Genomic DNA, 16,531 nt, shown 5'->3' on the forward strand with positions numbered 1-16,531 from the left:
TAGACGGCAGCAGCCAAAACTGTTCAGGAACGCAATGTGAGCATGCATTTAAACGGTAACGAAAACCTGACTGACCTCAAACAGGTCCGTCAGCAAGTATTGGGACAGACGCAAATACTGCAAAACTTGATCCCGCCGACAGTCAGCTACACCACTGAGGGCAATGTGCTTATCATCGGCCCAGAAGATTTGGCTCGCCTAGCGGCGGACAAATTGTCTAACATGGGTCAGCGCGCGATCCTCGCCAATGAATCCATTACTAGCCAAGATGAAGAGCATCTTGAAAAAGTGATGGCCGCGGCGGAAGATGTTGAAAGCTATTACAATAAGCTTATTGAAATAAAAGGTTTCTTGGGGCAGTTTCAAGTTAAGGTTGAACATGAGACTGGTACAGCCGACCTGAGTTTAGTGGCGATTCGTAAGGCCCATTTCGACCTGATTCTCGATCTCAGTCACTCGCCCTGTATTAATTTAGAGATGTTGCCGCCTGGCTACTTCTATGTCGGTCAAGATGAGGCCAAGTTGGCCGATGCTATATCCCAGTTGCCTAATTTAATTGGTGAGTTCGATAAGCCTCGCTATGTCAAAGTCAACAGCGACATTTGTGCTCACAACCGTAATGGTATCGATGGCTGTAATCGTTGCCTTAACTTTTGCCCCGCAGATGCTATTGCCAGTGTAGATAAGAAGATTGAAATCGATCCTTATCTCTGTCACGGCGCAGGCAGTTGTACCAACGCGTGCCCGACTGGTGCGATTAGCTATGATTTGCCCACGCCACAGGCGCTGCATTCTTACCTGCATAAGTTAGTCACGCGTTTTCGTGAGCAGGCACAAGTTGCACCCGTTATTTTGTTCCATGACGCCGCCAATGGCGCCAGCTTAATTAACGACGATCTACCCGGCGCCGTCATTCCGGTAGAGCTAGAAGAGATCACCGTTGCTAGCATGGATCACTGGATGTCATCACTGGCTTGGGGCGCACGCCAGGTGATAGTGCTTAATACCGATGCCACAGCACCCACCTTGACACAGATGCTAAATGGCGAACAACAGTTAGCCAATGAGATATTTGATGAGATGGGTCAGCCGCAGCGAGTGAGCGTGGTCAATCAGCATCAGTTATCTGAATTAGCCTCTTTGGTTGAGACTAGTGCCAGTTGGCCTGTAATTGTCCCTGGTGAATTTAGCCCAACCACTAAGCGCGCCACCTTATATGCGGCAATCGATCATCTCAATAGCCAAGCGGCTTCTATCGACACCACATTAAGTAAAGGCAATATTCCGTTCGGTAAAGTCAGCGTCAATACCGATAGCTGTACCCTATGCCTGTCGTGTGTGTCGACCTGTCCGACCCAAGCGTTAACCGATGGCGGTGATTTGCCGGCGCTGCACTTTGTTGAGCAAGATTGTGTGCAGTGTGGGTTATGTGAGTCAGCCTGTCCCGAGAATGTGATTAGCCTGACCGCCCAAATGAATTTTGATGCGACTGCTCGTCAGCAGCGCCAAACACTGAAAGAGGAAGCGCCGTTCGAGTGTATTCGTTGCGGTACCCCTTTCGCCACCCAATCCATGGTGCAACGGATGCTGGATGTAGTCGGGGGCCATAGCGCCTTTAGTGCCAACACAGAACGCTTGAAGATGTGTGGTGACTGCCGGGTAAAAGATATGTTTGAAGATATTCTTCAAGATCCTGAAAAGCAACTGCGATAAGAGTGTAGCTATGACCGAATTAGTAAGAGAAGTATCAGAAAACGATCAGCTAAGAGCCGATATTTATCAGCTGTTAGCCGCACTATTACGTTGCCAGCCAAGTGCCGAACTATTGCAGTTTCTTGCCCGTCTTGAAATCGATGCCAGCGAAGATGATAGCGATATCACTAAGGCTTGGTTAGCCGTAAAACTGGCTGCGGGTCAGTTCACTACAGAACAGCTCGAAGAGGAATATTTTAATATTTTCTTGGGGGTGGGCAGTGGTGAAATCTTGCCTTACGGTAGTTGGTTTATGACGGGCTCTTTGATGGATAAGCCTTTGGCGTTACTGCGCCAAGATTTGGTGCAACTCGGATTTGAGCGTACCGATGAGGTGAAAGAGCCTGAAGATCACGTCGCTGCCTTGTGTGAAGTGATGGGAACCTTAATTTTAGAGGCGCCGGGTTATCGTCAATTGGCTTTCTATCAACGCCATATCGGTAGCTGGATCGACCGCTTTTGTGATCATTTAGCTCGCGCGCCCAGTGCGGCGTTTTATGCCACAGTGGCACAGCTGGCTAAATCTTTCTTTGCCATTGAAGCCAATGAGTTCGAGCAATTGAGCTTAAACATTCCGGTGAACTGCCCAGGCAGCGATGCGGAAAAGATCCAACCCACCAGCAATGAACTCGTTTCATAAGCTGGCTGACTTATTATGCCTGCGTCATCAGCTGCAGGCAGAGTGATATCTGAGGGGAAAGCCCTCAATAACAATCGAGTCGCTGCGCCAGCGTTCATTTAGATCGGCAATGCGACTCATCTTAAGTTAACAAAGGAGACACTATGAAGAAGCAAGCTTCCGATATGGGTCGTCGTCAACTGCTAAAAGCCTTGGCTGTAGGTAGTGCAGCCGGTGCAGTCGCTACCATTAGCGGTCAAGCTGTAGCGGCTACGCCTGTAGAGACTAAAGAGTCTGCAAGCGGTGATGGCTATCATGAGACAGATCATATTCGTAGTTATTACGCCTCGTTACGTTCTAAATAAATCGCTACTTAGGTAGTGAACCGACGCGTAACGACGCAATAATTCAATAACATTAGGAGAGTGTGTGATGCGATTAACACGCAAAACAGACCAAGTTGATGCTAGTAAAAAGCCGGCTCTAGGTCTAAACCGTCGCCAATTCCTCCAGACAGCAGGTCTTGCTACTGGTGGTATTGCTGCGGCTTCAATGCTGGGCGCAGGTATGATGCGCAAAGCAGAAGCGAAAGAAGTGCCTCACGATGCACCTACAGAAGTAAAACGTACCATCTGTTCTCACTGTTCAGTGGGTTGTGGGATTTACGCTGAAGTGCAAAACGGGGTGTGGACAGGGCAAGAGCCTGCATTCGACCATCCATTTAACGCTGGTGGCCATTGTGCTAAAGGGGCATCGCTGCGTGAACATGGTCACGGTGAGAAGCGTCTAAAGTACCCAATGAAGCTCGAAGGCGGCAAGTGGAAGCGCCTTTCTTGGGAGCAAGCGATCGAGGAAGTTGGTCAAAAGGCATTGGATATTCGTAAAGAATCGGGTCCCGACTCAATATTCTTCATGGGTAGTGCTAAGTTCTCTAACGAGCAAGCGTATTTATACCGTAAATTCGCCGCGATGTGGGGCACCAATAATATCGACCACTCAGCGCGTATTTGTCACTCTACCACTGTAGCCGGTGTTGCTAACACTTGGGGCTATGGTGCGCAAACCAACTCTTTCAACGATATCCGTAACGCTAAAGTGATGATGTTCATTGGGTCTAACCCCACCGAAGCCCATCCTGTAGCAATGCAACACATCTTAGAAGGTAAAGAGCGCGGCGCTAAAATCGTCGTGGTTGACCCTCGTTTCACCCGTACAGCAGCTAAGTCTGACGAGTACGTGCATATTCGCCCTGGCACAGATATCCCATATATCTATGGTCTGTTGTGGCATATTTTTGAAAACAAGTGGGAAGATCAAAGCTTTATCGACCAACGTGTTTACGGTATGGAACGTATTCGCGAAGCGGCCGCTAAGTGGACACCTGCTGAAGTGGAAAGCGTGGCCGGTGTACCTGAAGCACAGATGTATCGTGTTGCTAAGCTGTTGGCTACCACTAAGCCTGGCACCGTCGTTTGGTGTATGGGGGGCACTCAGCATCACATTGGTAATGCCAATACCCGTGCCTACTGTATCCTGCAGCTAGCCCTAGGTAATATGGGTGTGTCTGGCGGTGGTACTAACATCTTCCGTGGTCACGATAACGTACAGGGTGCAACGGACTTTGGTCTGCTGTTCGATAATTTACCCGGTTACTATGGTCTGAAGACTGGCGCCTGGAAGCACTGGTGCAATGTTTGGGACTTGGATTATGATTGGGTGAAGAGTCGTTTTGACCAAGAGCAACATCTTGGGCAAGATCCAATGACATCGACAGGTATTCCGTGTTCACGTTGGCATGATGGCGTACTCGAAGATAAGACTAAGATCGCACAGAAAGATAATATTCGTATGTCATTCTTCTGGGGTCAGTCTGTTAATACCGAAACTCGTGGTCGTGAAGTGCGTGAAGCATTGAACAAGATGGACACGGTCGTGGTAGTGGATCCATTCCCAACCATGGCTGGTGTGATGCATACCCGTAAAGACGGTGTCTATTTGCTGCCAGCCTCGACGCAGTTTGAGACCTATGGTTCAGTGTCAGCCTCTAACCGCTCGCTACAATGGCGCTCACAGGTTATTGAGCCGCTATTTGAGTCTAAGCCAGATCACGTGATCATGTACAAGCTGGCGAAGAAGTGGGGCATAGAGCAAGAGTTGTGTAAGCATATCCAAGTCAATGGCGATGAGCCGCTGATTGAAGATATCGTTCGCGAATATAACAAAGGTATGTGGACTATCGGTTACACAGGTCAAAGCCCTGAGCGTTTGAAGATGCACCAAGAAAACTGGGGCACCTTCGATATTAAATCGCTTGAAGCTCCAGGTGGCCCAGCTAAGGGTGAAACCTATGGTCTGCCTTGGCCATGTTGGGGTACGCCAGAGATGAAACACCCTGGCACGCAAATCTTGTACCGCACCGATCGTGAAGTGAAAGACGGTGGCGGTAACTTCCGTGCCCGTTACGGGGTTGAACACGAAGGTAACAACATCTTGGCTGAAGGTTCTTTCTCTAAAGGCTCTGAAATCAAAGATGGTTATCCAGAATTTACCGACAAGATGCTTAAGCAACTTGGCTGGTGGGATGATCTCACCGCCGAAGAGAAAGTGGCCGCAGAAGGTAAAAACTGGAAGACAGATATCTCAGGTGGTATTCAACGAGTGGCGATTAAACATGGTTGTATCCCTTACGGTAACGCTAAAGCGCGTTGTATCGTGTGGAACTTCCCTGATGATATCCCAGTACATCGTGAACCACTGTATACCCCTCGTCGTGACTTGGTTGCTAAGTATCCTACTTATGATGACCGTATGGTTGCGCGACTACCTACTCTGTATAAATCCATTCAGGATCAAGATTTTGCCAAAGACTTCCCATTGGCATTAACCTCTGGCCGCTTGGTTGAGTATGAAGGTGGTGGTGAAGAGACCCGTTCAAATCCATGGCTAGCTGAACTGCAACAAGAGATGTTCATCGAAATTAGCCCAGGTGATGCGGCGGATCGTGGTCTTCGTGATGGTGACGAAGTATGGGTTCACAGTCCAGAAGGCGCCAAAATTAAAGTTCAGGCAATGGTGACTCCCCGGGTGATTAATGGTGAATGTTTCATGCCATATCATTTCGCAGGTATCTTTGAAGGTGAAAGCTTAGAGAAGAATTACCCAGAGGGAACAATCCCTTACGTTATTGGCGAATCGGCCAATACGATATTGACCTACGGCTATGACGTTGTGACCCAGATGCAAGAGACTAAGTCTAGCTTGTGTCAGATCACTAAAGCCTAACTGAACTTGATGAGGAGATAGCCATTATGGCAGTCATGAAATTTCTATGTGACACCAAACGCTGCATCGAGTGTAACGGTTGCGTCACAGCATGTAAGAACGAAAACGATTCCGCACTCGAGTGGGGAATTCAACGTCGCCGCGTCGTGACGATTAACGATGGTCAGCCAGGCGAAGCATCGATCTCAGTGGCATGTATGCACTGTACCGACGCCCCTTGTATGGCAGTTTGCCCTGCTGATTGTTTCTATCGCACCGAAGACGGCATTGTATTGCATAACAAAGATACCTGTATCGGTTGTGGTTACTGTTTCTATGCCTGTCCTTTCGGCGCGCCACAGTTCCCTAAGCAGGGCGCTTTTGGTAGCCGCGGCAAGATGGATAAGTGTACTTTCTGTGCCGGTGGCCCAGAAGAGACCTTCTCTGAAGCCGAGCGTCAGAAGTACGGTGCTAACCGTATCGCTGAAGGTAAGTTGCCTATGTGTGCGGAGCTTTGTTCGACTAAAGCACTGCTCGCAGGTGATGCTGAAATGGTATCGAACATTTACCGTGAGCGCATGGCTGCGCGAGGTAATCCTAATGTGATTTGGGGTTACAACCCTCAAACAGCTGAGTTCAACTAAGCAGAGCAAGGGTTAGCGCATCAGCGCTATCCCTTAAGAAAGGAGTGACAATGTTAAACAAACTGTTAAACAAATCACTGCGTAGTCTGTTTGCTCTGTTAGTGCTCATCACGGGATTGGGTGTGGGGGCGACGATGCTCTCTATGCCTGCTCACGCGACTGATCAGCAATCGAGTCAGCAACAGGCTAATGCAAAAACCAGTGATGCGGACCTATGGCGAGCGGTAAAATCCGGTGATTCGGGTTATACCACAGCTAAAGGCGTAGAAACTGGAGTGCTGATTAACGTTGCCGGTAATGATGGTAAAGAGGTAAGAAATAAATACCTTACGCCGATTATGGCCATCGCGGTTGTCGGTGTTTTTGGTGCATTTTTACTGTTTTACTTGGTAAATGGTGCATCTAAATTAAGCCATGGCTTTTCCGGCAAAATGGTATTGCGCTGGACAAAAGCCGACTTGTGGCTGCACTGGGCGATGGCGATACCTTGCCTTACACTGATCTTTACTGGTTTAAATATCATGCTGGGTAAGTATGCCTTGCAACCTTATGTCGGCGCCGATGTGTGGGCTGCATTAATCTACGGTAGCAAGACTATCCATGATTATGCGGGGCCTGTATTCATCATCGCTTGGGCGCTATGCGTCGTGAAATGGATGCCAATGCAGACATTTAAGATGTATGACCTTAAATGGTTCTTAGTGGTTGGTGGCTACATCAACTTTGGTCCATTTAAAGGTAAGCACCCTGACAGTGGTTTTGCTAACGCTGGTGAGAAAATGTGGTTTTGGACACTGACCTTCTTTGGTTTATTTATCAGTGTATCCGGTATCATGTTGGTTTTACCTGGCTTAGATCTGCCACGTGAAGCGTCAATGGCGGCTCTGCTTATTCATGGCATCAGTGCCATTATCTTGATCGCTTTCACCATAATACATATATGGATGGCGACGGTATTGAGCGAAGGCGGTATGGAGTCGATGAAGTCAGGTTACTGTGATGAGAACTGGGCGATTCAGCACCATAATCTTTGGTTTGATGAGATCAAAGAAAACGGCACTTTGCAGTATAAAGAGTAAGTTTATTACGTAAACTTAACTTAAATAAAACACCTCGTAGGGTAACCTGCGGGGTGTTTTTTTATGGTTTGAGTTTAGGTCAAATATTCTCATCACTGTAATATCAATTCACTCTTGCCATGAATGAATAGCATAGCCTTTCGCTAAATATTCCTATTAAAAAATTTCTCTTCACCGTCTGAAAATTTTAAATCATCGCTTAATTATGGGTCGTATCATTGCGGCTTAATTTAGCGATCGTTAGGTGCAAACTAATGAATATTAATACCTGATACTTGTATTAGGGATGATGTATTGAGGCAGTGAGTTCTCTTTGTTTTTTGTATAAAAAATAAACTTGTTAATGTGTCATTCATGCGAACGATAAGTACCCGATATCTGCAGCTTTAAGCAATTAGCTAATATGTTGAATAACATTGTGTTTACATGTGTGTATGGGTGAATCATTGCTTGGTGGTGAACATCTAATACGAATATTTAAATATATATGATTGGCTTAACACTTTAGCTATTTACTCTATTTTTGCACGATTCTTACCCCGTTTAGATCAATATTTTCAGTATCAAATCCACCTATATTGCAGGGGCAATTAATCGGATGTTTTAAATAAATATACAAGATTTACCAAATAAGCACCTAGGCGCAACATTTGTTTAACGTGTGTTTTATCGCTTGATTGGAATGAAGCATCCCAACTATTTGAATCGTCCTAATACTAGGAGCAAAAATGAAAAAGCAACAGCCCGATCTTAATCGAAGATCACTGCTGAAAGCACTCTCCATTGGTGGTACGGCCGGGGTGGCCATTGCCGCAAGCGGTATCAGTGTTGCCCATGCAGCGGAAACTAAGCCCAGTGTAAAACACACCGATAGCTACCATGAAACTGCGCATATCCGCAGCTACTACAACAGCTTGCGTAGCTAATTAGGAGAATTTAAGCGATGAAGTTAACTCGCAAATCAAATGAGGCGCCTACCGTTGCTAAGCCAACTCTAGGGATCAGTCGTCGTCAATTTATGAAGCACGCAGGTATCACTACCGGCGGTATCGCAGCAGCATCTCTTCTTGGTACCGGCATGATGCGTCGCGCCGAAGCCAAAGATATTCCGCATGATGCACCGATCGAAATCAAGCGTACAGTATGTAGTGCCTGTGCGGTAGGTTGTGGTCTTTATGCTGAAGTACAAAATGGCGTTTGGACAGGGCAAGAGCCAGCATTCGACCATCCATTTAACGCCGGGGGGCACTGTGCTAAAGGTGCTGCATTGCGTGAACATGGTCACGGTGAGAAGCGTCTTAAGTACCCAATGAAGTTGGTTGATGGTAAGTGGAAAAAATTATCTTGGGATCAGGCCTTTAATGAGCTTGGTGATAAGATGTTGGATATCCGTAAAGAGTCGGGTCCTGACTCACTTTACTTTATGGGTAGTGCTAAATTTTCTAACGAAGGCTGCTACATGTACCGTAAATTCGCGGCGATGTGGGGCACCAACAATGTCGACCATTCGGCGCGTATTTGTCACTCTACCACGGTAGCGGGTGTTGCTAACACTTGGGGCTACGGTGCGCAAACTAACTCGTTTAACGATATTCAGAACGCTAACGCGATCTTTTTTATTGGTGCTAACCCCGCTGAAGCACATCCAGTGGCTATGCAGCATATCCTTATCGCTAAAGAGAAAAACAACGCTAAAATTATCGTTGTCGACCCACGCTTCTCTCGTACGGCAGCGCATTCTGACTTACATTGTGCGCTTCGCCCCGGTACCGATATCCCATTTATCTACGGTATGCTTTGGCATATCTTCGAAAACGGTTGGGAAGATAAAACCTTTATCGAGCAGCGTGTATTCGAAATGGATACCATCCGTGAAGAGATAAAGAAATTCCCACCGAAAGAAGTGACTCACATCACGGGTGTCAGTGAAGAAGAGGTTTACCAAGCGGCTAAATTAATGGCCGAAAACCGTCCTGGCACTGTCATCTGGTGTATGGGTGGAACTCAACACCACGTCGGTAACGCCAATACCCGTGCTTACTGTATCCTGCAGCTGGCCTTAGGCAACATGGGTGTGTCTGGTGGTGGTACTAACATTTTCCGTGGTCACGATAACGTACAGGGTGCGACTGACTTAGGTCTGTTATTCGATACGCTACCGGGTTACTACGGTCTTAAGACTGGTTCTTGGAAGCATTGGTCAAATGTATGGGAACTGGATTACGAGTGGGTTAAAGGTCGTTTCGACCAAAATGAATATCTTGGTCGTATCCCAATGAATACACCAGGTATTCCTTGTTCTCGTTGGCACGATGGCGTATTAGAAACGCCTGAGAAGCTGGCGCAGAAAGATCGTGTTCGTATGGCGTTCTTCTGGGGACAATCGGTTAACACCGAGACTCGTCAAAGCGAAGTACGTGATGCACTCGATAAGATGGATACTGTGGTTGTCGTCGATCCATTCCCAACGATGGCGGGTGTTATGCACCGTCGTAAGAATGGTGTTTATCTGTTACCTGCTGCCACTCAGTTTGAAACTGAAGGTTCAGTGTCTAACTCGGGTCGTAGCCAGCAGTGGCGTGAAAAGGTCATCGAGCCATTATTCGAGTCTAAGACCGACCTTGAGATTATGTATCGTCTATCGCAAAAGCTTGGTTTCGACAAAGAGTACACCAAGCGCATCGCTAAAGATGCTAACGACATGCTAGTGATTGAAGACGTTACACGTGAAATTAACCGCGGTATGTGGACCATTGGTATGTCTGGCCAAAGCCCAGAGCGTTTGAAGTTACATACTCAAAACTGGGGAAGCTTCAGCAACAAGACGCTTGAAGCAGAAGGTGGTCCAGCGAAAGGTGAAACTTATGGTCTACCTTGGCCATGTTGGGGGACGCCAGAGCAGAAACACCCTGGTACTCAAATCCTATATAACACACACAAACATGTGCTTGAGGGCGGCGGTAACTTCCGTGCGCGCTACGGTGTTGAATACCAAGGTAAGAACCTATTGGCCGAAGGCAGCTTCTCTAAAGGTGCTGAGATCCAAGACGGTTATCCAGAGTTCAGCGCAGATATGCTCAAGCAACTTGGCTGGTGGGACGACCTTACTGCAGAAGAGAAAACCTCTGCCGAGGGTAAAAATTGGAAGACCGACCTTTCTGGCGGTATCCAGCGTGTGGCAATGAAACACGGTTGTATTCCGTTTGGTAATGCTAAAGCGCGTTGTATTGTATGGACCTTCCCTGATCAAGTACCGGTTCATCGTGAGCCACTGTATACGCCACGTCGTGATCTTGTGTCTAAGTACCCAACTTATGACGATATGCAAGTGCACCGTCTACCTACGCTGTACAAGTCAATCCAAGAGAAAGACAGTTCAGCCAAGTACCCACTAGGGTTGACCTCGGGTCGTCTAGTTGAGTACGAAGGTGGTGGTGAAGAGTCACGCTCTAACCCATGGCTCGCAGAGCTTCAACAAGAGATGTTTGTTGAAATTAACCCAAGCGATGCTGCCGATCGCGGTATTCGTAACGGTGACACAGTATGGCTAGAGGGGGCTGAAGGCGGCCGCATTAAGATTCAGGCCATGGTAACCCCACGGGTTAAACCTGGTGTGACTTGGATGCCTTACCACTTTGCGGGTGTGATGCATGGCGAAAGCCTCGAGAACAACTATCCAGAAGGTACAGTGCCTTATGTGATTGGTGAGTCAGCGAACACGGCATTAACTTACGGTTATGACCCTGTGACGCAGATGCAAGAGACGAAAGCTTCGCTTTGTCAGATCACTAAAGCCTAAGTACCGGGAGAATTGCCAATATGGCTACAATGAAATTTTTATGTGATACCAAGCGCTGCATTGAATGTAACGGCTGTGTCACTGCATGTAAAAACGAAAACGACTCTGCTCTCGAGTGGGGTATCCAGCGTCGCCGCGTCGTCACCATCAATGATGGTGTTCGAGGCGAAGCGTCTATCTCTGTGGCATGTATGCATTGTACCGATGCGCCTTGCCAAGCAGTTTGTCCTACAAACTGTTTCTACAAGACTGAAGATGGCCTAACGCTACACAACAAAGATACCTGTATCGGTTGTGGTTACTGCCTATACGCTTGCCCATTTGGCGCACCTCAGTTCCCTAAACAGGGGGCATTTGGTAGCCGCGGTAAAATGGACAAATGTACTTTCTGTGCCGGTGGTCCTGAAGAGAACCATTCTGATGCAGAACGTCAGAAGTACGGTGCAAACCGTATTGCCGAAGGCAAATTGCCTATGTGTGCAGAGTTGTGTGCGACTAAGTCGTTACTTGCTGGTGATGCTGAGGTTATCTCAAACATCTTCCGCGAGCGTGTTGCATATCGTGGTTCCAAAAATGCAATTTGGGGTTAACCCTCTGCTTGCATTATGCCACTATTATTCCGCACCGTGCTGTCGAGCCGGTGCGGACGATAAGGATGTAATATGAACAACTGGTTCAAACAAATTAGCCTAGTGTTAGCCCTTGTCGTGGGGACAATGTTTAGTGCATTGTCGTTTGCCCAAGACGCTGCGGTGGCTAACCCTCAGGCAACAGAAGGGCAGATCTGGGCGCAGTTACAAGCGGGCGCTACCGGTGAAACCACTTCACATGGTCAATTCCATAATCAACCTATCAATACCTATGATTTGCGCGTCCTCGAGCTACGTAGTGACTGGTTAGCACCAGCACTAATGGCAGCGCTGTTTGGCATGATCATCATCTTTGTACTGTTTATTAAGGTGAATGGTATCTCCAAGTTACATGGCGGCTTCTCTGGTAAGTTAGTGTACCGCTGGTCTAAGTTCGATGTATCGATTCACTGGCTGGGCGCCATTCCTTGCTTGCTGTTAATCCTCACCGGATTAACCCTGTTGGCTGGACGTTTCTTCTTCCAACCTTATTTGGGGGAAGGCTTCTGGGCGGCATTGATCTACGGCGCTAAGCAAGTGCATGACGTCATGGCGATTCCGTTCATGATAGGTTGGGCCTTGATGACCGTATTATGGGCCAAGAATCAGCTACCTAAAATGTACGACTTAAAGTGGATGTTGGTCGTGGGTGGCTACATCAACTTCGGTCCATTCAAAGGCAAGCACCCAGATGCGGGCTTTGCTAACGCCGGTGAGAAGTTATGGTTCTGGGCATTTGCAATATTTGGTCTCGTGATCTCGGCATCAGGTATGTTGTTGCTATTCCCGAACTTGTTCGAGCCTAGCCGTACCCTAAGCCTGATAGCTTTGATATTGCACTCAGTTAGCGCCATCATTATCACCGCGTTCTCTATCGTACATATCTTTATGGCGACCGTGATGTCTGAAGGTGGTATGGAGTGTATGGTGTCGGGTTACTGTGATGAAAACTGGGCGACTCAGCACCACAACCTTTGGTTCGATGAGATCAAAGCCGACGGTACGCTTAAGTATAAAAAATAGGCTGTAGTCTTAGGTGATAGTGCTGAGGCATTAGCCGCTATAATCGATTTGATAAAACACCTCGTTGGGTTACTAACGAGGTGTTTTTTTATGCCTGTTTGAACTGTGCCTACCCCACATGGCGTGACGGATATAAAGGTACTCGACGGTCTGCACCAAACAAGAGCAAGGCTGAGCTTAAATAGCCTCGGCGCCGCCAGAGTGAATACCTCAGATATTATTAACTGAAAAACTCTCTCAATTAATTGATTGGCTAGCGGACAGTGAAGTCATCGGTTTTGATCTAAGCTCAACATAGCGTGAGTTGAGAAGAGAGATACGATGAAATATAAAACGGTGCGAGACAGTATGGGGGAGGTTAAGGTGCCATTTGATGCTTTATATGGCGCGCAAACGGCGCGAGCCTTGGTTAACTTCCCCATCAGTGGCGACCCTATGCCCGAGGCCTTTATACGCGCCTTATTACTGGCCAAGCGCGCGGCAGCAGAGGCCAATGGCCAGCTAGCATTACTCGATAGCGTGACGGTAACTGCCATTGTCAGTGCGGTACAACAGCTGCTGGACGATCCCCAATTGATGCAACATTTTCCCGTTGATAGGTTTCAAACCGGGTCGGGCACCAGTAGCAATATGAACGCTAACGAGGTTATTGCTAGTTTGGCCAGTCAGCGCCTAGGTCGTGAGGTGAGTGCCAACGACGAGATCAATTTAGGCCAAAGCAGTAACGATATTATCCCTAGCAGTATTCATATCAGTGCCATGCTGGCGCTTGAGCAGCAACTATTGCCCGCGCTGAGCCATCTGCAACAGATTATCAGCCAAAAAGCACTGACCTTAACCGAGCAAGTTAAAACTGGCCGTACTCATTTGATGGACGCTATGCCGGTGCGTTTTAGTCAAGTGCTTGATGGCTGGGCCAGTCAAATTGAGCAATGCCAGCAGATGCTCATCGCGCTGCAGCCGTCATTATTGGCGCTTGCCCAAGGCGGCACTGCGGTCGGCACTGGGGTCAATACCCACCGCGATTTTGCGAGTAGCTTCTGCGATAAACTCGGTGGGATCACCGGCGTTGGATTTCGCCCAGCCGATAATCTCTTTAGTCGCATGGGCAGCCACGACACTGCGGTGGCGCTATCGGGGCAACTGAAGACGTGCGCGGTGGCAATGATGAAGATAGCTAACGATCTGCGTTGGATGAACTCTGGGCCCCTGGCCGGTCTTGGTGAGATTGCTTTATTAGCCTTGCAGCCTGGGTCGTCCATCATGCCGGGAAAAGTCAATCCGGTGATCCCCGAGGCGGCTTGTATGGTGGCCGCACAGGTGATTGGTAATGATGCGGCCATCACCATTGGTGGCCAGTCGGGTAATTTTGAACTCAATGTGATGCAACCACTAATAGCGGTTAACCTTTTACATAGCATAGAGTTGCTTAGCAACACGAGCCATTTGCTGGCCGATAAGGCGATTGTCAGCTTTAGCGTGAATCAGGCCAATATAGCGGGGTCACTAGGGCGTAACCCCATTCTGGTAACAGCGTTAACACCTGTGATTGGCTACCTTAAAGCGGCCGAGATAGCTAAACAAGCCTATGAGCAGCAACGCGAAATCCTTGAGGTGGCCGTAGAGCAGACCGACCTAAGCCGTGATGAACTTAGACGCTTACTTAACCCTAAGCGGCTGACTAATGGTGGTTTAGGTGAATAAAAATAGGTCTTATTTCTGGAGTTAAATCTTGTTTTTGAAGCGTTTATACAATGAGATGTGCTGGTCAGATGTCTGCAGGCCTTATGTTTGCTGGAATATTGTCGATATTTAATACGGTAAGGGTAGTGCAGTACAATGTATCAACTCATAACTAAATCTAATGGATAAGGCTTTGTTATCGATAGTGAAACAGCGGCTATGCTTACTTCATGGGTAGTGAAATGTGCAGCAATGAGAGGGCATTTCCCCTTGGCTTAGTTTGCTAAGTGATGGTTTTCTTGTTGGTTATCGCCTTGATTGCCCACCTATTACGTTAGAGGTTTATGTTTATTATGATCCAGCACATCAAAACCAGTATTCTTACCGCACTACCCACTGCAATAACCAGCCTATTACTTATTGTTATTGGGCTATTTTCTTACAGCACCTTTCTTGATCTAGAAGATGGAAATCGGCGTTTAGTGAATAATACTCAACTTGCAGAAGGTTTCACCAATGTGCGTGAAGCCTTTTTTCTATTGCGTCTTGCCACCGCGACTCAGAATGCCGCAGAGGTTATTAATAGCCAAAATAAGACGCGCCAGTTAATTGCCGAGTTAAGCAAATATGATATGGCTTTTTTAGGCCAAGCGAACAAGCAGAAGGAGCAACTTCTGTCAGCGGTTGAGCGCTATATTCGCTTATATAATGAAGAGCTAGCACTGGCTGAGCGTACTGGCACTGAGCCGGTTTTTACCCGTGAGCGTCGTGCGTTAGGCCCTGAAATTAGTGATATTATTCGCAGTTTGGTATCGGCTATTACCGCGCGTAATCATGACTTAGGTAAGCTGGCCGATGATGAAATTAAACAGGCTGAAATCACCATTCTTAGCCTCATTTTACTGACCATTGCCATATCGTTAATCACGGCCTTAGTGATGAGTAATAAGCTAGTTGCCATTATTAATCAGATTAAATCTGTGGTCGAGCGGTTAGCCCAAGGTGACTTAACCCATAAAACCAATATCAAAGGGAATAATGAACTGTGTTCATTAGCTGGGGATCTGGACTGTGTGATAGATAATTTGCGCCATATGATTACCGATATTTCTCAAGCATCAGATCATATGTCACAGCAAATTGGTCAACTTAACGAGCAGTCGACCAGTAATAGTCAGGCACTACAAACTCATGCGATTGAAACCGATCAGGTCGTCACGGCAATGACGGAGATGAGCGCCACCGCACAAAATGTGGCAGGCGATGCGGCCTCGGCGGCGCAATTTACTCAACAAGCTAATGCTCAGGCGGATAAATCGAAACAAGCTGTAGAGCAAGCTACCAGCAGAGTTGTGGCCTTGGTTGGTGAAGTTGATAAGGCGGCAACGACTATTGGCGAAATGAATGAAAATACTCGTCAAATTGCCTCAGTGCTTAATGTGATTGGAGAAATTGCCGAGCAGACAAATTTGCTGGCATTAAATGCCGCCATTGAGGCGGCGCGGGCTGGCGAACAGGGGCGCGGTTTTGCTGTGGTCGCTGATGAAGTGCGGGCACTTGCGGCGCGTACTCAAGCGAGTACTTCTGAGATCAATACCATGTTAGAGCGCCTGCGTAGTGGGGCGGAGCAGGCGGTGGCGGCGATGGATCAAACTAAGCGCAGCTGCCAAGATGCGGCCGATAATACCGGACTGGTAACCGACAATCTCGATGGGCTTGTGGCTCATGTATTTGATATTAATGGTCTTAGTAATCAGATTGCCACAGCGGCCGAGGAGCAAAGTGCAGTATCGGAAGAGATTAACCGTAATTTAAGTACCATTCGTGAAATGGTCGATGAGCTTAATCATAGTGCCAATGCTACTTTAGCCAGCGCCACATCGCTGGCGGCGACCAAAGAGCAGTTAAGTGCAGTGGTCGCCAACTTTAAGTTGTAATCGGTTAGCTGGCGTCACTTAGATTGATAGACAAATAAAAACCGCCATTAAGGCGGTTTTTATTATCTAACCCGTTACCACGCTTTGATGGTGCAGGGTAGTTTT

The 16,531-nt window shown here is 47.6% G+C and carries 12 protein-coding genes; all 12 read left to right on the top strand.

Annotation, left to right across the window (positions count from 1 at the left end; all coding sequences use genetic code 11):
• Window positions 1–42: 42 nt before the first annotated feature.
• Complete coding sequence (locus DVO77_RS13270) at window positions 43–1,713, top strand: 4Fe-4S binding protein (protein WP_110458747.1); 1,671 nt, start codon at window positions 43–45, stop codon at window positions 1,711–1,713.
• Window positions 1,714–1,723: 10 nt separating this feature from the next.
• Entirely contained in the window at window positions 1,724–2,392 is a 669-nt protein-coding gene (locus DVO77_RS13275; protein WP_119978672.1) for a TorD/DmsD family molecular chaperone, read from the top strand.
• Window positions 2,393–2,535: 143 nt separating this feature from the next.
• On the top strand, window positions 2,536–2,736 hold the full coding sequence (locus DVO77_RS13280) for a twin-arginine translocation signal domain-containing protein (protein ID WP_119978673.1): 201 nt from the start codon (window positions 2,536–2,538) through the stop codon (window positions 2,734–2,736).
• Between the two features lie 67 nt (window positions 2,737–2,803).
• A complete protein-coding gene (locus DVO77_RS13285) occupies window positions 2,804–5,653 on the top strand; it encodes a formate dehydrogenase subunit alpha (protein ID WP_119978674.1) in 2,850 nt (949 codons plus the stop codon).
• Between the two features lie 26 nt (window positions 5,654–5,679).
• A complete protein-coding gene (fdh3B, locus tag DVO77_RS13290; protein ID WP_110458743.1) occupies window positions 5,680–6,276 on the top strand; it encodes a formate dehydrogenase FDH3 subunit beta in 597 nt (198 codons plus the stop codon).
• Window positions 6,277–6,326: 50 nt separating this feature from the next.
• Complete coding sequence (locus tag DVO77_RS13295; protein ID WP_110458742.1) at window positions 6,327–7,355, top strand: formate dehydrogenase subunit gamma; 1,029 nt, start codon at window positions 6,327–6,329, stop codon at window positions 7,353–7,355.
• Between the two features lie 728 nt (window positions 7,356–8,083).
• Window positions 8,084–8,281, top strand: a complete 198-nt coding sequence (locus DVO77_RS13300) for a twin-arginine translocation signal domain-containing protein (protein WP_119978675.1) — start codon at window positions 8,084–8,086, stop codon at window positions 8,279–8,281.
• Between the two features lie 17 nt (window positions 8,282–8,298).
• The gene (locus DVO77_RS13305; protein WP_119978676.1) at window positions 8,299–11,154 is read left to right on the top strand and encodes a molybdopterin-dependent oxidoreductase; all 2,856 of its coding nucleotides are present in this window, start codon (window positions 8,299–8,301) and stop codon (window positions 11,152–11,154) included.
• A gap of 20 nt (window positions 11,155–11,174) precedes the next feature.
• Window positions 11,175–11,744, top strand: a complete 570-nt coding sequence (fdh3B, locus tag DVO77_RS13310) for a formate dehydrogenase FDH3 subunit beta (RefSeq protein WP_110458739.1) — start codon at window positions 11,175–11,177, stop codon at window positions 11,742–11,744.
• A gap of 72 nt (window positions 11,745–11,816) precedes the next feature.
• Window positions 11,817–12,806, top strand: a complete 990-nt coding sequence (locus tag DVO77_RS13315) for a formate dehydrogenase subunit gamma (RefSeq protein WP_110458738.1) — start codon at window positions 11,817–11,819, stop codon at window positions 12,804–12,806.
• A 321-nt stretch (window positions 12,807–13,127) separates the two neighbouring features.
• Entirely contained in the window at window positions 13,128–14,510 is a 1,383-nt protein-coding gene (locus tag DVO77_RS13320; RefSeq protein ID WP_119978677.1) for a class II fumarate hydratase, read from the top strand.
• 332 nt (window positions 14,511–14,842) lie between these two features.
• Window positions 14,843–16,426: a methyl-accepting chemotaxis protein gene (locus DVO77_RS13325; RefSeq protein ID WP_119978707.1), complete on the top strand. Its 1,584-nt coding sequence runs from the start codon at window positions 14,843–14,845 to the stop codon at window positions 16,424–16,426.
• The last annotated feature ends 105 nt before the right edge of the window (window positions 16,427–16,531 follow it).

The organism is Shewanella algidipiscicola, from assembly GCF_003605125.1.
Classification (GTDB): domain Bacteria; phylum Pseudomonadota; class Gammaproteobacteria; order Enterobacterales; family Shewanellaceae; genus Shewanella; species Shewanella algidipiscicola.

What these genes read in the sequence shown, in the direction of transcription:
- DVO77_RS13295 (WP_110458742.1), top strand. Translation starts at nt 6,327, where the DNA reads ATGTTAAACAAACTGTTAAACAAATCACTGCGTAGTCTGTTTGCTCTG.
- DVO77_RS13275 (WP_119978672.1), top strand. Translation starts at nt 1,724, where the DNA reads ATGACCGAATTAGTAAGAGAAGTATCAGAAAACGATCAGCTAAGAGCC.
- DVO77_RS13285 (WP_119978674.1), top strand. Translation starts at nt 2,804, where the DNA reads ATGCGATTAACACGCAAAACAGACCAAGTTGATGCTAGTAAAAAGCCG.
- DVO77_RS13320 (WP_119978677.1), top strand. Translation starts at nt 13,128, where the DNA reads ATGAAATATAAAACGGTGCGAGACAGTATGGGGGAGGTTAAGGTGCCA.
- DVO77_RS13305 (WP_119978676.1), top strand. Translation starts at nt 8,299, where the DNA reads ATGAAGTTAACTCGCAAATCAAATGAGGCGCCTACCGTTGCTAAGCCA.
- DVO77_RS13300 (WP_119978675.1), top strand. Translation starts at nt 8,084, where the DNA reads ATGAAAAAGCAACAGCCCGATCTTAATCGAAGATCACTGCTGAAAGCA.
- fdh3B (WP_110458739.1), top strand. Translation starts at nt 11,175, where the DNA reads ATGGCTACAATGAAATTTTTATGTGATACCAAGCGCTGCATTGAATGT.
- DVO77_RS13325 (WP_119978707.1), top strand. Translation starts at nt 14,843, where the DNA reads ATGATCCAGCACATCAAAACCAGTATTCTTACCGCACTACCCACTGCA.
- DVO77_RS13315 (WP_110458738.1), top strand. Translation starts at nt 11,817, where the DNA reads ATGAACAACTGGTTCAAACAAATTAGCCTAGTGTTAGCCCTTGTCGTG.
- fdh3B (WP_110458743.1), top strand. Translation starts at nt 5,680, where the DNA reads ATGGCAGTCATGAAATTTCTATGTGACACCAAACGCTGCATCGAGTGT.
- DVO77_RS13280 (WP_119978673.1), top strand. Translation starts at nt 2,536, where the DNA reads ATGAAGAAGCAAGCTTCCGATATGGGTCGTCGTCAACTGCTAAAAGCC.
- DVO77_RS13270 (WP_110458747.1), top strand. Translation starts at nt 43, where the DNA reads ATGCATTTAAACGGTAACGAAAACCTGACTGACCTCAAACAGGTCCGT.